Origin of the sequence: Polymorphobacter fuscus, assembly GCF_011927825.1 — a bacterium.
GTDB classification, from domain to species: domain Bacteria; phylum Pseudomonadota; class Alphaproteobacteria; order Sphingomonadales; family Sphingomonadaceae; genus Sandarakinorhabdus; species Sandarakinorhabdus fusca.
On record NZ_JAATJI010000001.1, the window covers coordinates 210,598 to 228,246 of the forward strand.

The window sequence follows — 17,649 nt, forward strand, 5'->3', positions numbered from 1 at the left end:
AGGCACGATGATGCGGACACTCTTTCTCGGCACTGTGGCGCTTGCGGCGTTGAGTGTTGCGCCGGCGCAGGCGCAGGTGGCGGCGTCGTCGAGGCCGGGGCCAGCGCCGGGGCCGGTGGCGGCGGCAGACACCGACGATTCGCTGGAAATCATCGTCACCGCGCAAAAGCGGTCGGAACGGTTGCAGGACGTGCCGGTGGCGGTGTCCGTCGTCTCGGGGGACATGCTCGCGCGCCAGGGCGCACTCAGCCTCGAAGGCGCGCAATATCTCGTCCCCAGCCTCAATTTCCGCAAGTCGGGGACGTCGATCAACCAGTCGCTGTTCCTGCGCGGCGTCGGCACCTCGACCTTCTCGATCGCCGGCGAGCCCTCGGTGTCGACCGTTCTCGATGGTGTCGTGCTGTCGCGCGCCGGCGAGGCCTTTTCCGACCTTGTCGATATCGAGCGGATCGAAGTGCTGCGCGGGCCGCAGGGGACGCTGTTCGGCAAGAATTCCTCGGCAGGGGTCGTCAACATCGTTTCGAAGCGGCCGGGCGACGTGCTGGGCGGCTTTGCCGAAGGCGGGCTTTATCTCGGCAACGGCACCGAATATCGCGCGCGCGGCGCCATCGACGTGCCGCTCAGCGACAATGCCCGCAGCCGCATCACCGGTTTCTACGGGAAATATGACGGCAACATCTTCAACGATGCTGCCGGCATCAATCGCCGGGTCAACGGCTATGAACGCTATGGCGTCCGCGGCATGGTCGAGGCCGATATCGGCGAAAGCGCCAAGCTGACGGTCATCGCCGACTGGCGCCAGGCGAACGACGATTGCTGCGCCGAAGTCATCGGTACGGCGCCCACCGGCGTCGGCGCGCTGGCGCTCGCCGGCATCAACTTCCAGGGCGATGAAACGCGCACGATCCGCCAGAACCTCGTCACCCGCACCGAGGAAACCAGCTGGGGCCTGTCGGCGCAGCTCGATGCCGAGCTCGGCACGCAAACCGTCACGTCGATCACCGCCTATCGCAACTATGCCAACCGCGAGATCCGTGACGGCGACTGGATCGGCCAGCCGATCGCCGGCATTCCGCAGCTCCACGACGATGGCCCGCAGACCGGCAGCACCTTCAGCCAGGAACTGCGGCTGACCTCGCCCGCCGACCAGTTCGTCAGCTATGTCCTGGGTGCCTTTTACTCGCACGCCGTCTCGGAACGCACCTTCACCCGCAACGTGGTCAGCTGCAATCCGGCCCCGGCGGTTGCGGCCGTCGTGCCGTGCGGCGCGGCGGGCGCGCCGCCGACGTCACTGTTTTCGGGCACCGCCAATTTCGGTTCGACGTTCGACAATGTCGCCGTTTTCGGCCAGAGCACGATCAACTTCAGCGACCGGCTGCGCGGCATCGTCGGCCTGCGTTACACGATCGACAATCTGTCGGTGTTCCACCGCCGGGTGACAACACCCAACGTCGCCGGCATCCCGGGCGTCAACCGCAACTTCGACCAGGGCGTGTTCAACACGTCAACGCCGGCGAACATCAACGGCGACCCGCTGGCATCGAACGGCGCACCTTTCACCACCGCGACCAACGCCGACAACCTGTCGGGCAAGGCCGGGCTGCAGTTCGATGTCAATTCGGACGTCATGGCCTATGGCACCTATTCGCGCGGCTACAAGGGGCCGGCGTACAACATCTTCTTCAACCTCAACGCCAATGGCACCAATGTCATCGCGCCTGAAACCGCCGACAGCTATGAAATCGGCCTGAAGAACGTGCTGTTCGACGGTTCGCTGATCCTCAATCTCGCCGGCTATTACGCCAAGTACAAGAATTTCCAGGCGAACAACCCCGATCTGGTGGCCGGCGTGGTCATCACGCGCTTCACCAATGCCGGTGACATTTCCACCCGCGGCGGGGAACTCGACCTGGTTTGGCGCCCGGTCACCGACTTCACCATCACGGGCGGGCTGGCCTATACCGATGCCCGGGTCGACCGTTTCAACGCGCCGCCGGGGGCGGCGGTCGTGCCCGTCGGCACGCCGCTGGCCTTTGCGCCGAAATGGAAGGGGTCGCTGGGCGCCGATTATCGCTGGCGCACCGGCGCGGCGGTCGACCTGGCGTTCGGCGTCCAGGCCTCGACCCAGTCGAGCCAGTTGTCGCTGTTCGACGCAAGCGCGCTGGTGCGCCAGCAGGGCCTGATCGACGCCTACAGCCTGGTCGACCTGCAGTTCGCGGTGGTGGAGAAGGACGACCGCTTCCGCCTGCAGTTCGTCGTCAAGAACCTGTTCGACCAGAGCTTTCCCGCCCAGATCACCAACGGCGGCCCCGGCGGGTCGCTGCGCTACCTGATCCCGCGCGAGGCCGATCGTTACTTCGGGGTGACGGGGCGGTACAATTTCTAGGCGGCCAGGTCCTGGGCTGCCGGGTTTCAGGCAGCCGGGCGTTCGTCCAGCGGGTTGACCGGCCGAATGACCGGCAGCATCAACTGGATGAACGCCAGCGCCAGCAGATAGGCGACCGCGCAGATGGCGAACATCGGCCAATAGCCATGGCCGTTGTCGATCGACCAGCCCGCCAGCTCGATGATGAGGCTGCCCGAAATATTGCCGGCGACGGCGCCCATGGCGATGACACGGGCAATGCCGCTAGCCGGGACGATGTCGGTGCTCAGCCCGAAGATGTTGGTTGAAATCCCCTGATGCGCGAACAGGCCGACGCCGATCAGCAGCGCCGCCACCCAGGCACTTTGAGTCAGCAGCGCCAGGGGGATGGGAACGATCAACAGCGCATAGAACAGCATCGAGCGCTTGCGCGCCGCATTGATGCTGAGGCCGGAGTCGACGAGCTTGGGAAACAGCCAGCCCGATGACAGGGCACCGGCAGCGGCGAAGCTGAAGATCAGCACGATCGGATAGCCGAGCGCCCCCTGTTCCAGGCCGAATTCGCGGTGAAAGAAATCGGGGGTCCAGAACAGCACGAACCACCAGACGAGATCGGACAGGGCCTTGGCGCCGATGATCGTCCAGCTGCTGCGCGCCCGCAGCAGCATGCCCCAGCCGGCGGCCTTTGGCGTCGCGGCCGTGACGGCTTCGACCGGCCGCAGCCGCCGGGTGCCGATGATCCAGAAGATTGCCCAGACCAGCCCGAGGCCGCCGGTGACAAGGAAGGCCGCCCGCCAGCCGAACGCCAGCGCCAGCGGCGGAATCAGCAGCGGCGTCAAGATGGCGCCGATATTGGGGGCGGTGTTGAACAGCCCCAGCGCGAACGACCGTTGCCGGAGCGGCAGATAGACCGCCGCCGTCTTGACCGCCGCCGGTGTGCCGACCGATTCCGCCACCGCCAGCGCCACCCGCGCGGCGACGAACTGCTGCACCGAACCGGCAAAGGCATGCGCCATGCCGGCAAGGCTCCACAGCACGACGCCGAGGCCGAGCGCCAGCCGAACGCCGACACGGTCGACGAACCAGCCGACGAGCAGCAGCGCCGAGGCGGCGGCAATCTGGAACGCCGAGCCCAGATGGGCATAGTCGCTCGACGTCCAGCCGAATTCGGCCTCCAGTGTCGGCTTGAGCAGCGACAGCACCTGGCGGTCGACATAGTTGAGCGCGATCGCCACGAACAGGAGGCCGACGAGCAGGCGACGCCCGGCTGCGGTCATTCCGGCCGCTGCCTCCATCAGGACGTGCCGGTCAGGGCGTCGGCAAATTCCTCGGCGGTGAACGGCCGCAAATCGTCCATGCCCTCGCCGACGCCGATGGCGTGGATCGGCAGGCGGAAACGCTCCGCAGCTGCCACCAGCACACCGCCGCGCGCCGAACCATCGAGCTTGGTCATCACCAGCCCGGTGACCTTGGCGATGTCGCGGAACACCTCGATCTGGTTGAGGGCGTTCTGGCCGGTGGTGGCATCGAGCACCAGCACCGTGTCGTGCGGCGCCGCCGGGCTGAGCTTCTGGATGACGCGCCGCATCTTGGCGAGTTCGTCCATCAGCCCGGCCTTGTTCTGCAGCCGGCCGGCGGTATCGATGATCAGCACGTCGCTGCCGGCGGCGCGTGCCGCCTTCAACGCCTCGAAGGCCAGGCCCGCCGCGTCGGCCCCTTGTTCGCCTGAAATCACCGGCACGCCGATCCGTTCCGCCCAGATCTTCAGCTGGGCGATGGCGGCGGCGCGGAACGTGTCACCGGCGGCGAGCATGACGGTATAATCCGCCTCGGTGAAGCGGCGCGCCAGCTTGGCGATGGTCGTCGTCTTGCCCGAGCCGTTGACGCCGACGACGAGGATGACGTGCGGCCGCGGAAAGGCGGTGACCTGCAGCGCCTTGGCGACGGGCGCCATGACGGCGGTGACTTCGGCAGCAACGGCGGCGCGCAGCCCGGCCTCGTCGATGCCCTTGGCGAATTTGACGTCGGCGAGGCGATCGCGGATGCGGCCGGCGACGGCGGGCCCCAGATCGGCGGCGATCAGCGCCTCCTCGATCGCGTCGAGCCTTGCGTCGTCGAGCGGCATGCTGCCGGTGGCGAGGCCGGCGAGGCTGTCCCCCAGTTTCGATGTCGAGCGGGTGAGGCCGGATTTCAGCCGGTCGAGCCAGCTCATCGATAATCCTCCAGGTCGACGGTGCCGGTGAAGGCGATCACCGCCGGGCCGGCCATGACCAGATGGCCGTCGTCCTGCCGCGTGATGACGAGGTCGCCGCCCGGCAGGCTGACGGTGACGCGCGCATCGGCGAGGCCGCGGCGCTGTGCGACGGCGACGGCCGCGACCGCGCCGGTGCCGCAGGCGCGGGTGAGGCCGGCGCCGCGCTCCCAGACGCGCAACACCATGTGGTCGCGGGCCGGAAGCGCCGCGACGCCGACGTTGATGCGTTCGGGGAAAACCGGGTCGTGTTCGATCTCCGGCCCGATGACGCCGAGATCGATGGCGTCCGGATCCGCGACGAAAAACACGATATGCGGGTTGCCGACATTGGCGGCACCAGGGTTTGCGAGCAGCCCCCAGGCCAGCGGCAGCGCCAGCGTGTCCATCGCATAGGCGAGCGGCACAGCGTCCCAATCGAACCTGGGTGTCCCCATGTCGACGCTGGCGCCGCCGACCAATGCGGTCGCCGTCAGCAGGCCGCCCGCGGTTTCGATGCTGGCATCGCCGCCGACCAGTGCCGCGACGGCGCGGCTGCCGTTGCCGCAGGCGCCGACGGCTTCGCCGTCGCAGTTCCAGAACCGTGCGCGCACCGTGGCGACGGCGCTGGCATCGACGACGATCAGCTGGTCGCAGCCGATGCCGGTGCGGCGATCGGCGAGGCGGCGCACCAGGTCGGCATCCGGGTCGAAGGCGTCGCCGCGTGCGTCGAACACGACGAAATCATTGCCCAGGCCGTGCATTTTCAGGAAGGACCGTGGCGCCATGGCCAGCCTGATACGGCCGCCGGGGAAATCTGTCATCCTGCAAAAAAGTCGGTCGCGGTGGCCGTTCCGACAGCGGGTGACTTCGGCACCGGGAGGCGATAGAGCGTCGGGATGGACACCGTCGACACCGATCCCTTCACGCGCTTTGCCCGCTGGTTCGCCGAAGCCAGCGCCACCGAGCCGGCCGACCCCAACGCCTTTGCGCTGGCGACCGCGACACCGGACGGCCGGCCATCGGTTCGCGTCGTGCTGTGCAAGGGCTGGGACGACCAGGGTTTCGTCTTCTACAGCAACATGGACAGCCGCAAGGGTGCCGAAATCGCCGCCAACCCGCTGGTGCACATGGATTTCCACTGGAAGTCGCAGCGCCGCCAGGTGCGCGTCGACGGCGCCGCCGCGCTGGTCGACGATGCCGAGGCGGACGCCTATTTCGCCACCCGCCCGCGCGAATCGCAACTGGGCGCCTGGGCGTCGGACCAGTCCCGGCCGCTGGCGACGCGGGAAACGTTCGAGGACCGCATCGCCGCCGCGGCCGCGCGCTTCGATGGCGGCGAGGTGCCGCGGCCGCCGCGCTGGTCCGGCTGGCGGATCGTGCCGCAGGTGATCGAATTCTGGCAGGACCGCGACAACCGGCTGCACGAACGGCTGGTCTTCACCCGCACCGGCGGCGGCTGGACATCGGGGTTGCTGTACCCGTGACCCGCATCCCGTTCCGGCAGGTCGATGCCTTTGCCGATGCGCCGTTCAGCGGCAATCCGGCGGCGGTGATGCTGCTCGGCGAATGGCTGCCGGATGCGCAGCTGCAGGCGATCGGGCAGGAGAACAACCTCGCGGAAACGGCGTTCCTGGTGCCCTGTGCCGATGCCGAAGTCGCCGATTTCGAACTGCGCTGGTTCACCCCCGCGGTCGAGGTGGCGCTGTGCGGCCATGCCACGCTGGCCAGCGGCCATGTCATCTTGGGCAGCGCGGCGGGAATGGACATCGTGCGCTTCGCCACCCGCCGGTCGGGCGTGCTGACGGTGGCCCGCGCCGATGGCGGCGGCTTGCGCATGGCACTGCCGGCCTTGCCCGCCACGGACGCACCCGGCGCCGCCGACCGTGCGGCGATTACCGCGGCGCTGGGCGCGGTGCCGGCCGAAACCTGGCTGCGCGGCCGTGACCATGTGGTCGCGGTGTACGAACATGCCAGCGAAGTCAGGGCGTTGCAGCCCGATTTTCGCGCGCTGGCAAAGCTGTTGACCGGCGATGTGCTGTTCATCGCCACCGCCATCGGCATCGGCGATGCCAGCGGCGCGCAGGTCGTCAGCCGGGTGTTCGTGCCCGGTGCCGGCATCGACGAGGACAGCGTCACCGGATCGGCGCACGCCGTCATCGCGCCCTATTGGGCGGACCGGCTGGGCCGGGCGGACTTCACCGCCTATCAGGCCAGCGCGCGCGGCGGGCATATGGGTTGCCGTCTCGAAGGCGACCGGGTGGTGCTGACCGGCCGCTGCGTCACCACCATCGAGGGCGAATTCATCCTCTGACCACGGTGAGCGTGCCCGCCGGAGTCGGCGCGATCAGGTCCGCCGCCGGCACCACCCCGGCGATCCAGCCGGCCCAGTGTTCGCGCGGCATCAGCACGATCTGGCGGCTGTGGTAGGGCGCGATGTCGGGGCCGGGTTCGCAGGTCAGCATGGTGAACGCCTCCCCCACCACCGGGTCGGCGCGCCACAGGCCGGCGATGCAGAAGAAGGGCGCGCCGGTCATGGTGAAAAGCCATTTGTCCTTGCGTTTGGCCCTGGGGTCTTCGGCCGTGGTGAATTCGTAGAAGCCGTCGACGGGGATGAGGCAGCGGCCGCCCTTGGCGACATTGCCGAGGGTGCGGCCTTCCGACCGGTAATTGTACACCGGCTTGCCCGTCGGCCCGGGCCAGGACCAGCGGCGCTGCACCATTTCGGCTTCCTTGTCGGGCGCGGCGCGGATGATCGGGGTGGTGTCGGTGATGCGGATGCTGTCGGTGGCGGGAAGGTTGGGCAGGCCCTCCGGGAAGCGCAGCGGGATCTTCAGTTCGTTGAAATCCTCGCGGATGAGGGCGAGGGCGATGCGCCGGGCGACTTCGTTGCACATGGCCAAGGCGCTGCCAGATAGCGCAGCTATCTGCAAGACGCCGCAGGCCCGGCCGGCGGGGCGGGCGGCGTCGCGGACCGAACCCGTCCGACGACGCGGCTTTGCCGCGTCCCCTTGCTTCCTTCCTTTCGCTCGGGATGAGCGGAATTGCATATCCGCCTTCGAAGACCCGGAGATGGACCCCCGCCTTCGCGGGGGTGACGGATATCGGGGGTCGGATCGCCGTCAACGCCCACGCCCGAAAGTCTCGAAAGTCACACCGAATCGCACCCGCGACCTTCGCCGCGGGCGGCAATGGGCGGGCGGAATTCCTCCCAGCGGATGCGGGGCTCTGCGGCCGGTTTCGGCAGGCGCGGCGCCGCTGCGTCGGCGGGCCAGGCGGTGAAGGCGGTGCCATGGGCGTGCAGCGCGGCGAGGATCGCGGTTTGCGCGCCCTGGTCATCGAGCAGCACCGGCGGGGCGGGCGGCGGCGGCGTGCCCTTGCGGCGGCTTTGGGAGGCGAGGGCGGCGCGCGCTGCCGCTTCCACGGCGCGGGCATGGGCGCGGGCGCGTTCGGCGCGTTCCTCGGCGCGGGCGCGTTCGCGGATGGCGAGGAGGTGGACGAGCAGCCGTTCCGAACAGGGCTTGTGCCGTTCGATGATGACGCCGTCGCGCGCGATGACCTCGTGCTCGCCGTTGATGACGCGATCGAGCGCGACCTGTTCGAGCAGCTCCCACGCCTGGGCGAGCGCCTTGTCCCAGGCGGCGCGAAACTCGGTCGCCTTGGGGTGGAGCCGCAGGCGATGCGCCGACCGCACGCTCATCCCCACCGCCCGCGCCGCCTCGGTGACGGAGGCGGTCTGCGCGAGGGTTTCAATGAACGACCATTGTCGCTCGGGTGTCCAGCCATCCTGGCGTGGGTGGAGCGGGGCGGGGGCGAAGGGGGGCTGGGTCATGATCGGTTGTGTAACCGATTTGGTTGTAAATTACAAGATGTCTCGGTTGCAAATGTCGCTTGCCAACTCACGCCCGCCAGCCGGCTGAGGGTTGCGTTGGTGATTGGATGCACTGTCGGCTATGTAAGGTCGCCCAAGCGCTTGACCTAGCGGCGGGCTAACGCCGCATAAGGCGCTGCAACAGCAGGCGAAGCGCTTCCTGCGCTGGCGGAACAAATCGCGCCCGGCGCACTAGCGCTGATGAATCAAATAGGTTAAAAACAGTTTCGGGCCATCACCGACTCCCCAGAAGGTGATGACCCGAGAAGACCAGCAATGTCTTGGCGACGGTCCGCTGGTCCAAGAGAGTCGATTGCCTCTCTGCCTGTCAGCGCAGAGAATACTATAGCAATTTGCTCGATTGACAAGGGCCGTACGTCGCAAACGACGAAAGGGCCTATCATGGCTGTTTACCTTGTTACGTACGATCTGAGCTACGAAACGAAACGTCCACCCATCGTCCAGTTTATTAAAGAGCACTACGACTGGGCGAGGCTGTCTGAATCATCGTACGCCATCGAAACTACTCTCGATGCGGCCGCGATTTACAGCATCTTCAGCCACTTCCTCGACAACAACGACCGCTTTTATGTCATCAGGCTGTCGGCACCGATCGCTGGCTATGGTCCGGTTGCGGTGAACGAATGGCTTGAAATGAAGCTGCTGAAGCAACCCGCACTTCCTGCATAACTAGGTCTTCTAGCGCCCTCGCCTCACCAGAGGTGAAGGGCGCTAGCACGTAGGCACCATCAATCTTTCTAGGCGCATCGCCTCGTTCCTTGTCCTTCGGCTTACGCGGCGTCGGCGGCGTTTCAGCAGCCGCCGCAGCACGTCATCTTCTCGCTTTTGATCGGTGTCAGCTATCAGAACCCTCAAGCGCCTTAACCCGTATCGCCGCCTTCGCGCCTACATGGCGCGACGTGACCGCGCCGCGCTCCAAGCTGCCCAATGGGCGGAAACTCAGAGCGTGCTCGGCCTTGTCGGCACGCTGACGATAACATGGGCGGGCGTTGAGCGCATGCTTGATGAGTTGATCGCATGGTATCAGCATCACGGCACCGAATTGCAGGCCGAGCACCCGCGCAGCCTTTCTGCCAAGCTGAAATACCTTCGCGTGATGCAACGCGATCCTCGCTTTTCGCCCGAAACTCAAGAGTTTTTACGGCAAACCCGTATTGAAGCGAAGCGCTTAGGCGACGCGCGACACGACCTGATACACGGGCTGCTGCATCGAAGGCCTTGGCGTGGCGGGGCCTGGCATACACAGCGAGTTATCTACGACGGTCCCTTCGCTCGTGTCCAAGACAAGGCTTACTCGCAAGAAGAGTTGCGTTCGATCATCGCCCAAGCGTCAGACCTTGGCGGCTATCTGTCGCCAAAGGTCTGGGTAATCATTGGCGGCGATGGTCGCCGCTTCCCCGCGAGCGATCTTGAGAACGCACGCCGCGAACTGGGAATAAGTTAAAGCGCGCTCGATGTCCCAACAGCGCACTTCATATTCGATTTCTTGAAGCAACTCAGTATCGCCGGCACGTCCCAACTCTTGTAAGGCCGTCTGCTTGTTTTCTCAAGTATATAATTGCCGCTCTAAGCGGTCGTTTGCCCAGAACCGGGACTAGTATTCATCCTGATCGTCTGCCTTACAGACATGGGTGAGGAGTGGGGTCTGGGGCCAAGGCCCCAGCCGCCGGAGGCGCTTCGGGCACGGCAGGGCAGGCGGTTCCCATTTTCGACGCGCGCACACCCGCACCCGGCGCGCCGGGTGTGTCTCGCCTCTCGCGCGGGCGAGAGAGGGGGAGGGTGGTTTGCCCTCCCCCGGTGGTGTCAGGCGGTGACGTGGGTGGTGCGGCGGCGGCGGGCGCTGGCGCCGACGAGGCCGAAGCCGGCGATCATCATGGCCCAGCTGGCGGGTTCGGGGATGGCGCCGGCGCTGGTGGTGATGTCGAGGCTCCAGCCGCCGGCGACGGTGCCGACGTCGGCGGCGAACGTATCGGCGACGAGAAGCGTCCAGGTGCCGTTGGCGCTGAGGCCGTTGAAGCCGGCGAAGCTGGTGGCGTTGTCGTAGAAGGTGAAGGTGTAGCCACCGAAGTTCGACGGCAGATAGGTGCCCGAGGTGATCGGGAACGGGCTGACGAAGGTTTGGGGCAGCTGCGACGATGCGGCGTCGGAGAAGGTGAGGTTGACGCCGCTGATATCGATGCTGCCGCCGGCGAAGCTCATGAAGATGAAGCCGAGGCCGGCGTCGGCGTTGATCAGGCCGAGGAGGAGATCGTCCGGATAGGTGTGGCTGAGCCCGGCGAGCGACAGGGTCAGGTTGGTGATGGTGCCGGTGGTGCCGGCGATGGTGATATCGCTGAAGCTGTCATCGTTGTCGAGGATGACGATCGGCGTCGGGTTGGAATAGACGACCGCGGCCGCGGGTGTGGATGCCATGGCGATGCCGATGGCGGCGGCAAGTGGAACGAAGCTCAGCTTGGTCATTTCGAAGGCCCCTCTCTTTACGATCAGATACGGTTCGCATGATGCCGGCTGGCGGAGCCCAAGCCTGTTCCTACCCCTGTTATCGTTGACGATGGTGCCCCTCTGCCCGGTTGCCGACTCGCCGGGCATTCACAATGGTTAACATGAATCATTTTATAGAACGTAAATATTCATCAACGTTCGTTGAGAAAGATTTCGGCTTTATGCACGGACCTTGCGGCGGGGTTTGGCCGGGGCGGGGGCCGGGTCCGGGGCTGGCGTCGCGGCGGGGGTGAGCAGGGGCGCGAGGTAATGGCCGGTGTGGCTGCCGGGGGTTGCCGCGATGACTTCGGGGGTGCCGGTGGCGACGATCTGGCCGCCCTTGTCGCCGCCGTCGGGCCCCAGGTCGACGACCCAGTCGGCGGTCTTGATGACGTCGAGATTGTGTTCGATGACGACGACGGTGTTGCCCTGGTCGACAAGGGCGTGGAGGACTTCGAGCAGCTTGCGGACGTCCTCGAAGTGGAGCCCGGTGGTGGGTTCATCGAGGATGTAGAGCGTCTGGCCGGTGGCGCGGCGGGCGAGTTCCTTGGCGAGCTTGACGCGCTGCGCCTCCCCGCCCGACAGGGTGGTCGCCTGCTGGCCGATCTTGACATAGCCGAGCCCGACTTCGTGGAGCATGGCGAGCTTTTCGCGGATGGGGGGGACGGCCTTGAAGAATTCGACGCCGTCTTCCACCGTCATGTCGAGGACGTCGGCGATCGACTGGCCCTTGAACTTCACTTCCAGCGTTTCGCGGTTGTAGCGGGCGCCGTGGCAGACGTCGCAGGTGACATAGACATCCGGCAGGAAGTGCATTTCGATCTTGATGAGGCCGTCGCCGCTGCACGCCTCGCAGCGGCCGCCCTTGACGTTGAAACTGAAGCGCCCGGGCTTGTAGCCGCGCGCCTGCGCTTCGGGCAGGCCGGCGAACCAGTCCCGGATGTTGGTGAAGGCGCCGGTGTAGGTGGCGGGGTTGCTCCGGGGCGTGCGGCCGATGGGGGACTGGTCGATGTCGATGACCTTGTCGAGATGCTGCAGCCCGTCGATGCTGTCGTGCGGGGCCATGACGAGGCGGGCGCCGTTGAGCTCCCGCGCCGCGGCGGCGTAGAGCGTGTCGATGGTGAAGGTGGATTTGCCGCTGCCCGAGACGCCGGTGATGCAGGTGAAGGTGCCGAGCGGGATGGCGGCGGTGACGCCCTGCAGGTTGTTGCCGCGGGCGTTCTTGACGGTGAGCTTCTTGCCGGTGCCCTTGCGGCGGGTGGCGGGCACGGCGACGCTGCGGCGGCCGGACAGGTAATCGGCGGTGATGCTGCCCGGGGTGGCGAGGATGTCCGCCAGCGTGCCGCGCGCGACGACGGCGCCGCCATGGACGCCGGCGCCGGGCCCCATGTCGACGATGTAATCGGCGGTGCGGATGGCGTCTTCATCATGTTCGACGACGAGGACGGTGTTGCCGAGGTCGCGCAGGCGGCGGAGGGTGACGAGCAGGCGGTCGTTGTCGCGCTGGTGGAGGCCGATCGACGGTTCATCGAGGACGTAGAGGACGCCGGAGAGGCCGGAGCCGATCTGGGAGGCCAGGCGGATGCGCTGGCTTTCGCCGCCGGACAGGGTGCCGGACTTGCGATCGAGATTGAGGTAATCGAGCCCGACATTGTCGAGGAAGCCGAGGCGTTCGATGATTTCCTTGAGGATGCGTTCGCCGATGGTGCGCTGCTTGGGCGTCAGCTGCTCGGCGAGGCCTTTCGCCCAGGCGAACGCCTGGCTGACCGGGCGGCGGACGGCCTGGGCGATGGTTTCGCCGGCGACCTTGACGGCAAGCGCCTCGGGCTTGAGGCGGTCGCCGTGGCAGACTTCGCACGGGGCGGCGGACTGGTAGCGCGACAGTTCCTCGCGCATCCAGGCGCTTTCGGTGGCGCGCAGGCGCTTTTCGAGGTTGGCGATGACGCCTTCGAACGGCTTGACGACCTCATAGGATTTGCGGCCGTCCTCGAAGCGCAGCGGGATGGCGCGGCCGCCGGTGCCGTGGAGGATGGCGCGCTGCGCCTCGGCGGGCAGGCTCGCCCAGGGTGCCTTCAGCGTGATGTTGTAGGCGCGGGCGACGCTGCCCAGGACCTGCATGTAATAGGGGCTGGGCGGGTTGGACTTGGCCCAGGGCATGACGGCGCCCTTTTCGATGCTGAGCGCGTGGTTGGGGACGATGAGATCTTCGTCGAAGAGCAGCTTTTCGCCGAGGCCGTCGCACGCCGGGCAGGCGCCCTGGGGGGCGTTGAAGGAGAACAGCCGCGGTTCGATCTCGGCAATGGTGAAGCCGGAGACGGGGCAGGCGAATTTTTCGGAGAAGGTGATGCGGTCCTTCGGCGCGCCTTCGGCCCCATCGGCCATTTCGGCGATGGCGAGGCCTTCGGCGAGTTTCAGCGCGGTTTCGAAGCTTTCGGCGAGGCGGGGTTCGAGGCCTTCCTTCACGACGATACGGTCGACGACGACGTCGATGTCGTGCTTGTATTTCTTGTCGAGCGCCGGGGCGGCGTCGATGTCGTGGAATTCGCCGTCGATCTTGACGCGGGTGAAGCCGTCCTTCTGCAGCTGCGCCAGTTCCTTGCGATATTCGCCCTTGCGGCCGCGCACGATGGGGGCGAGCAGGAACAGGCGGGTGCCTTCGGGCAGCGCCATGACGCGATCGACCATCTGGCTGACCGTCTGGGCGGTGATCGGCAGCCCGGTGGCCGGGCTGTACGGGACGCCGACGCGCGCCCACAGCAGCCGCATATAGTCATAGATTTCGGTGACGGTGGCGACGGTGGAGCGCGGGTTCTTGCTCGTGGTCTTCTGTTCGATGCTGATGGCCGGCGACAGCCCCTCGATATGGTCGACGTCGGGCTTGGACATCAGCTCCAGGAACTGCCGGGCATAGGCCGACAGCGATTCCACATAGCGGCGCTGGCCCTCGGCATAGATGGTGTCGAAGGCGAGGCTCGATTTGCCGCTGCCCGACAGGCCGGTGATGACGGTCAGCGCATTCTTGGGCAGGTCTACATCGACGCCCTTGAGGTTGTGTTCGCGCGCGCCGCGGACCTGGATATGGGTGAGCATGGGGTGATTTGTTCCATATTTGTTCGCCGCAGGCAAGATGGAACCGAGATAGGGGCGGTGCGGGGCATCGGCAACCGGCGGTGGTGACGCGCCGACATGGAAACGACCGCGCCGGTTGGCCCGGCGCGGTCGTCCTCCTCCCCAGCGCGGCCGCGGTTCAGCGGCGGCGGTAACGGCCTTCGAACCAGGTCCCGGCGGCAAGGGCGATGAACACCGGGAAGGTCCAGAAGATCAGTGCGATGTAATAGGCCCAGGCGAAGTCGCCCGTCTGCACCATGCTGGCGAAATGGAACATGGTTCCAACCAGCTGGAACGCTGCCGCATACATCGGCCAGAAGCGGTCGCTGCGCAGAGCGAGGACCAGCAGGCCGATGAAAAGTGCAACGTCAACGACGAGGACGCCGCCTTCCGTATGGGTATATGCGCCATCGGTGACGATGTTCGATGCGACGACGGCGAGCAGGCCACCGATCGCAGCGAGCCGTTCATCGAGGCCACCCCAACGCAAGGCGTAAGCGCAGCAGCCAGCGATGGTCAAAAGGGTGATAACCGACCAGAGCATGATGCCTCCAAAAGTCGCAACTGCACAGGACAACCCGCCCCGGGCGACGGGGCGGGTGGTTGTACTGTCAGCTTCAGGCGGCGATGGCGGTGACGGCAAGGCCTTCGTCGAGTTCGGCTTCGCACATCTTGGACACGTCGCCGATGGCCATCGGGGTGAGGCCGACATTGTGCAGCGCGCCCGACATGGCGCGGTGGGTGCGCAGGATCTGGGTGCGCGACTTGACGAGGGTCTGGCAGGTTTCCATGGCGTGCATCAGCGATTCCTGTAGCACATGGGTGCCGACATTGGCCTGCTGGGTGGCGAGTGGCATGCCGGCGGCGAGGGCGGCGACGGCGGCGACAGCGGCATCGATGGCGGCTTCGGCGGCGATGAGCTGTTCGGTGAGCTGGTGGGCGGCGATACGGATGGGGGCCTGGGTGTTACCGAAAGCGGCGACATTCGACTGAGAAATCATGACAATATCCTTCCGTTGCGCAACCTAGGGGTTTGCGCGGTTGATGGTCACCCTCCCGGATGACCATCACCCGGAAGCGTCAGATTAAGGTTTTCAGTGCGGCGAGGGCGGCCAATATCGAGCCGAAGGCCAGCGCCGAACCAACTGCAATCATGAAGATCCATCCGAGCCGCGCGCCGACCGAAAGATCGTTGCGTTGTCCCCACGGCAGGGATCGGACCCCTGGTTCACCGGTCGGGCGGATGCTGGGTCCAGGGTCAAAAGACCCAGCACCCGCCCTATTGGTGTCGAACAAGGTTTCGACATCCATCGATGCGGTTGCCAGACGGGGAGGGCCGTTGACGATCGGATCGACGACCGGGCTGGAGGCGGGGGTGATGCAGTCGACCGAAAAATTGGTGATGTCTGCGTCGTCACCGCTGTCCAGAGCCGGTGATTGCATTTTCGCCGGATCCGTCGGCTCGGCAACATCCGGTGCCTGATATATCAACGACTGATATTGGGCCGAGGCACGATCCGGGGTGGTTTCCCCGCCGGATTCCTCCTGCACCAGCATCCGCGCCGCTTCGATCCGGCTGGCGACGCCCAGCGTTTTCATGGCAGTGCGCAGACGCATGTCGACCGTGTGCGGCGAGACGCCGAGCACACGGGCAATATCCTTCGATTTCATGTGGTTGTAGACGAGGCGCAAGCAATCGCGCTGGCCATCCGTAAGGGCCAGCACGTTCGGGTTCGAGGCCTCCTGCCGTATTGTCACACTAGAACACCACCGTGGCTGAGGGCCATTGTCAAGGTCGTCCGCAACGTCGCTGCCATATTCATCGGCATAGTTTACAAGCATTACGAATCTCCTCGCTGGCCGGGCGTCGGTGTGGCCATTCAAAGCGATAGGCCAACCTCGCCTAAAATGAACAGTTTCGCAACCTTCGCCTTCTACGCACCTGCGACCCGAATCGTTCCAGCACCAATCCGAATCGAGCGGCGGCGTTGCCATGCCGAGCGGGCGCGGCCTAGACTGAATGCATGACCTGGCAGCCCGAAATCGACGAACTGTTGCAACGGCGGGCGGCGGCCCTGGGGATGGGCGGGCCGGCAAAGCTGGAAAAACAGGCAGCGATGGGGCGGATGAATGCCCGTTCGCGGCTCGCCGCGGTCGCCGACGAGGGCAGTTTCCGGGAAATCGGCGCGCTGGCGGGCTTTGCCGCCTATGCCGACGATGGCGCGATGCTGAGTTTCCAGCCTGCCAACTTCCTGTTCGGGCGGGCGACGGTCGATGGCCGGCCGGTGGTGCTGACCGCCGACGACTTCACCGTGCGCGGTGGCGCCGCCGATGCGAGCCTGCACCGCAAGCTGACCGATGCCGAACGGCTGGCGAGCGAATATCGCCTGCCGCTGATCCGCATGATCGAAGGCACCGGCGGCGGCGGATCGGTCCGCACCCTGGAAACAATGGGTTACACCTATATCCCCGAGATTCCCGGTTGGGAGATCATGGTCGACAATATGGCGCGGGTGCCGGTTGTGGCACTGGGCCTTGGCCCCGTCGCCGGGCTGGGCGCCGGGCGGCAGGTGATGGCGCATTATTCGATCCTGGTCGACGGCGTGGCGCAGATGTTCGTCGCCGGCCCGCCGGTGGTGGCGGCCGCCGGCGAGATCCGCACCAAGGAAACGCTGGGCGGCGCGCATATCCATGCCGCCAATGGCGCCATCGACGACCGGGTGGACAGCGAGGCCGAGGCCTTTGCCCGGTTGCGGCGGTTCCTGTCCTATCTGCCGAGCTCGGTCGAGGAGCTGCCGGCGCGTGGGGTGGTGAAGGACAAGCGCCGCAAGGGCGAGGACTGGCTGGCCAGCGCAGTGCCGCGCGACGGGCGCAAGCTGTACCCGATCCGGCCGATCGTCGAGGCGATCGTCGACCGTGACAGCTGGTTCGAGATCGGCCGCGAATGGGGGCTGGGGGTGGTCACCGGCCTTGCCCGGATCGACGGCTGGCCGGTGGCGGTGATCGCGTCCAACCCCGAAAGCCTGGGCGGATTGTGGACCGCGGCGACGGCGCGCAAGGTCGAACGGCATGTCGACCTGGCCGATACCTTCCATCTGCCGGTCGTCCATCTGGTCGACAACCCGGGCTTCCTGATCGGCCGCCGGGCCGAGGATGAGGCGACAATTCGCTGGGGTTCCAGGGCGTTAGCAGCCATATATCAAGCATCGGTACCCTGGGTATCGGTCATTTTGCGCAAGGCCTATGGCATGGCGGGCAGCGGCCATGCGCCGGCCGACCGCTTTCGCTGGCGGATGGCCTGGCCATCGGGCGACTGGGGGTCCTTGCCGATTTCGGGCGGGCTGGAAGCCGCCTATCGCGCCGAGCTGGAGGCGAGCGAGGACCCGGCGGCGCGGCTGGCCGAGATCAAGGCGCGGCTGGAACGGGTGCGATCGCCATTCCGCACGGCCGAACATTATGGCGTGGAGGCGATCATCGACCCGCGCGACACGCGCGCCGAGCTGTGCGAGTTCGTCAACCTGGCGCAGCGGGCGCTGGTGCCGGGGCGCAAGGGGCGCGGGTTGCGGCCCTGAA

Annotated in this window: 16 protein-coding genes; 6 read left to right on the plus strand and 10 right to left on the minus strand. The window is 66.4% G+C overall.

Translation table 11 applies throughout. The features are described from left to right. The first annotated feature begins 7 nt into the window (after positions 1 to 7). On the plus strand, positions 8 to 2,386 hold the full coding sequence (locus tag GGQ62_RS01025) for a TonB-dependent receptor (RefSeq protein ID WP_152576895.1): 2,379 nt from the start codon (positions 8 to 10) through the stop codon (positions 2,384 to 2,386). 26 nt (positions 2,387 to 2,412) lie between these two features. On the opposite strand, the gene GGQ62_RS01030 is transcribed toward GGQ62_RS01025, so the two are convergent. The 3 genes from GGQ62_RS01030 to dapF are packed head-to-tail and all read right to left on the minus strand — an operon-like array spanning position 2,413 to position 5,383. Then, positions 2,413 to 3,642 carry an MFS transporter gene (locus GGQ62_RS01030; protein ID WP_243445987.1) on the minus strand — a complete coding sequence of 410 codons (1,230 nt, stop codon included), beginning with the start codon at positions 3,640 to 3,642 and terminating at the stop codon, positions 2,413 to 2,415. A gap of 17 nt (positions 3,643 to 3,659) precedes the next feature. Beyond that, the gene (gene ftsY / locus GGQ62_RS01035; RefSeq protein WP_152576893.1) at positions 3,660 to 4,577 is read right to left on the minus strand and encodes a signal recognition particle-docking protein FtsY; all 918 of its coding nucleotides are present in this window, start codon (positions 4,575 to 4,577) and stop codon (positions 3,660 to 3,662) included. Further along, positions 4,574 to 5,383 carry a diaminopimelate epimerase gene (gene dapF, locus GGQ62_RS01040; RefSeq protein ID WP_152576892.1) on the minus strand — a complete coding sequence of 270 codons (810 nt, stop codon included), beginning with the start codon at positions 5,381 to 5,383 and terminating at the stop codon, positions 4,574 to 4,576. The genes ftsY and dapF overlap by 4 nt, the downstream gene beginning before the upstream one ends. A 111-nt stretch (positions 5,384 to 5,494) precedes the next feature. Between dapF and pdxH the strand changes: the two genes are divergently transcribed. Further along, positions 5,495 to 6,082 (plus strand): pyridoxamine 5'-phosphate oxidase, encoded by a 588-nt coding sequence (pdxH, locus tag GGQ62_RS01045; protein ID WP_152576891.1) that lies wholly within the window; start codon positions 5,495 to 5,497, stop codon positions 6,080 to 6,082. Next, a complete protein-coding gene (locus GGQ62_RS01050) occupies positions 6,079 to 6,909 on the plus strand; it encodes a PhzF family phenazine biosynthesis protein (protein WP_152576890.1) in 831 nt (276 codons plus the stop codon). The genes pdxH and GGQ62_RS01050 overlap by 4 nt, the downstream gene beginning before the upstream one ends. Here GGQ62_RS01050 and GGQ62_RS01055 read toward each other — a convergent pair. Together GGQ62_RS01055 and GGQ62_RS01060 are read right to left on the minus strand one after the other, a co-directional pair. Continuing rightward, positions 6,899 to 7,492, minus strand: coding sequence for an SOS response-associated peptidase family protein (locus tag GGQ62_RS01055; RefSeq protein WP_152576889.1), 594 nt, complete (start codon positions 7,490 to 7,492; stop codon positions 6,899 to 6,901). The genes GGQ62_RS01050 and GGQ62_RS01055 overlap by 11 nt on opposite strands. 254 nt (positions 7,493 to 7,746) lie before the next feature. After that, positions 7,747 to 8,427 carry a hypothetical protein gene (locus tag GGQ62_RS01060; RefSeq protein ID WP_152576888.1) on the minus strand — a complete coding sequence of 227 codons (681 nt, stop codon included), beginning with the start codon at positions 8,425 to 8,427 and terminating at the stop codon, positions 7,747 to 7,749. A 441-nt stretch (positions 8,428 to 8,868) separates the two neighbouring features. Here GGQ62_RS01060 and GGQ62_RS01065 point away from each other — a divergent pair, with 441 nt between their 5' ends. Together GGQ62_RS01065 and GGQ62_RS01070 are read left to right on the plus strand one after the other, a co-directional pair. Continuing rightward, a complete protein-coding gene (locus GGQ62_RS01065; protein ID WP_167649422.1) occupies positions 8,869 to 9,156 on the plus strand; it encodes a hypothetical protein in 288 nt (95 codons plus the stop codon). 220 nt (positions 9,157 to 9,376) lie between these two features. Continuing rightward, positions 9,377 to 9,931, plus strand: a complete 555-nt coding sequence (locus tag GGQ62_RS01070; RefSeq protein WP_152576886.1) for a hypothetical protein — start codon at positions 9,377 to 9,379, stop codon at positions 9,929 to 9,931. Between the two features lie 359 nt (positions 9,932 to 10,290). Here the strand turns inward: GGQ62_RS01070 and GGQ62_RS16175 are convergent, their stop codons facing one another. From GGQ62_RS16175 to GGQ62_RS16180, 5 genes are all read right to left on the minus strand, one after another. Further along, positions 10,291 to 10,947, minus strand: coding sequence for a PEPxxWA-CTERM sorting domain-containing protein (locus tag GGQ62_RS16175; protein ID WP_243451553.1), 657 nt, complete (start codon positions 10,945 to 10,947; stop codon positions 10,291 to 10,293). 201 nt (positions 10,948 to 11,148) lie between these two features. Next, the gene (gene uvrA / locus GGQ62_RS01080; protein WP_152576885.1) at positions 11,149 to 14,058 is read right to left on the minus strand and encodes an excinuclease ABC subunit UvrA; all 2,910 of its coding nucleotides are present in this window, start codon (positions 14,056 to 14,058) and stop codon (positions 11,149 to 11,151) included. Positions 14,059 to 14,215: 157 nt separating this feature from the next. After that, positions 14,216 to 14,620 (minus strand): hypothetical protein, encoded by a 405-nt coding sequence (locus GGQ62_RS01085; protein WP_152576884.1) that lies wholly within the window; start codon positions 14,618 to 14,620, stop codon positions 14,216 to 14,218. A 73-nt stretch (positions 14,621 to 14,693) separates the two neighbouring features. After that, positions 14,694 to 15,077 carry a hypothetical protein gene (locus tag GGQ62_RS01090; RefSeq protein ID WP_152576883.1) on the minus strand — a complete coding sequence of 128 codons (384 nt, stop codon included), beginning with the start codon at positions 15,075 to 15,077 and terminating at the stop codon, positions 14,694 to 14,696. Positions 15,078 to 15,156: 79 nt separating this feature from the next. Further along, the gene (locus GGQ62_RS16180) at positions 15,157 to 15,834 is read right to left on the minus strand and encodes a helix-turn-helix transcriptional regulator (RefSeq protein ID WP_243446615.1); all 678 of its coding nucleotides are present in this window, start codon (positions 15,832 to 15,834) and stop codon (positions 15,157 to 15,159) included. Between the two features lie 266 nt (positions 15,835 to 16,100). Between GGQ62_RS16180 and GGQ62_RS01100 the strand changes: the two genes are divergently transcribed. Further along, positions 16,101 to 17,648: an acyl-CoA carboxylase subunit beta gene (locus tag GGQ62_RS01100; RefSeq protein ID WP_152576881.1), complete on the plus strand. Its 1,548-nt coding sequence runs from the start codon at positions 16,101 to 16,103 to the stop codon at positions 17,646 to 17,648. Position 17,649 lies beyond the last annotated feature (1 nt).

What these genes read in the sequence shown, in the direction of transcription:
- GGQ62_RS16175 (WP_243451553.1), bottom strand. Translation starts at nt 10,947, where the DNA reads ATGACCAAGCTGAGCTTCGTTCCACTTGCCGCCGCCATCGGCATCGCC.
- GGQ62_RS01065 (WP_167649422.1), top strand. Translation starts at nt 8,869, where the DNA reads ATGGCTGTTTACCTTGTTACGTACGATCTGAGCTACGAAACGAAACGT.
- GGQ62_RS01060 (WP_152576888.1), bottom strand. Translation starts at nt 8,427, where the DNA reads ATGACCCAGCCCCCCTTCGCCCCCGCCCCGCTCCACCCACGCCAGGAT.
- pdxH (WP_152576891.1), top strand. Translation starts at nt 5,495, where the DNA reads ATGGACACCGTCGACACCGATCCCTTCACGCGCTTTGCCCGCTGGTTC.
- ftsY (WP_152576893.1), bottom strand. Translation starts at nt 4,577, where the DNA reads ATGAGCTGGCTCGACCGGCTGAAATCCGGCCTCACCCGCTCGACATCG.
- GGQ62_RS01085 (WP_152576884.1), bottom strand. Translation starts at nt 14,620, where the DNA reads ATGCTCTGGTCGGTTATCACCCTTTTGACCATCGCTGGCTGCTGCGCT.
- GGQ62_RS01100 (WP_152576881.1), top strand. Translation starts at nt 16,101, where the DNA reads ATGACCTGGCAGCCCGAAATCGACGAACTGTTGCAACGGCGGGCGGCG.
- GGQ62_RS01025 (WP_152576895.1), top strand. Translation starts at nt 8, where the DNA reads ATGATGCGGACACTCTTTCTCGGCACTGTGGCGCTTGCGGCGTTGAGT.
- GGQ62_RS01030 (WP_243445987.1), bottom strand. Translation starts at nt 3,642, where the DNA reads ATGACCGCAGCCGGGCGTCGCCTGCTCGTCGGCCTCCTGTTCGTGGCG.
- GGQ62_RS01090 (WP_152576883.1), bottom strand. Translation starts at nt 15,077, where the DNA reads ATGATTTCTCAGTCGAATGTCGCCGCTTTCGGTAACACCCAGGCCCCC.
- dapF (WP_152576892.1), bottom strand. Translation starts at nt 5,383, where the DNA reads ATGGCGCCACGGTCCTTCCTGAAAATGCACGGCCTGGGCAATGATTTC.
- uvrA (WP_152576885.1), bottom strand. Translation starts at nt 14,058, where the DNA reads ATGCTCACCCATATCCAGGTCCGCGGCGCGCGCGAACACAACCTCAAG.
- GGQ62_RS01055 (WP_152576889.1), bottom strand. Translation starts at nt 7,492, where the DNA reads ATGTGCAACGAAGTCGCCCGGCGCATCGCCCTCGCCCTCATCCGCGAG.
- GGQ62_RS01070 (WP_152576886.1), top strand. Translation starts at nt 9,377, where the DNA reads ATGGCGCGACGTGACCGCGCCGCGCTCCAAGCTGCCCAATGGGCGGAA.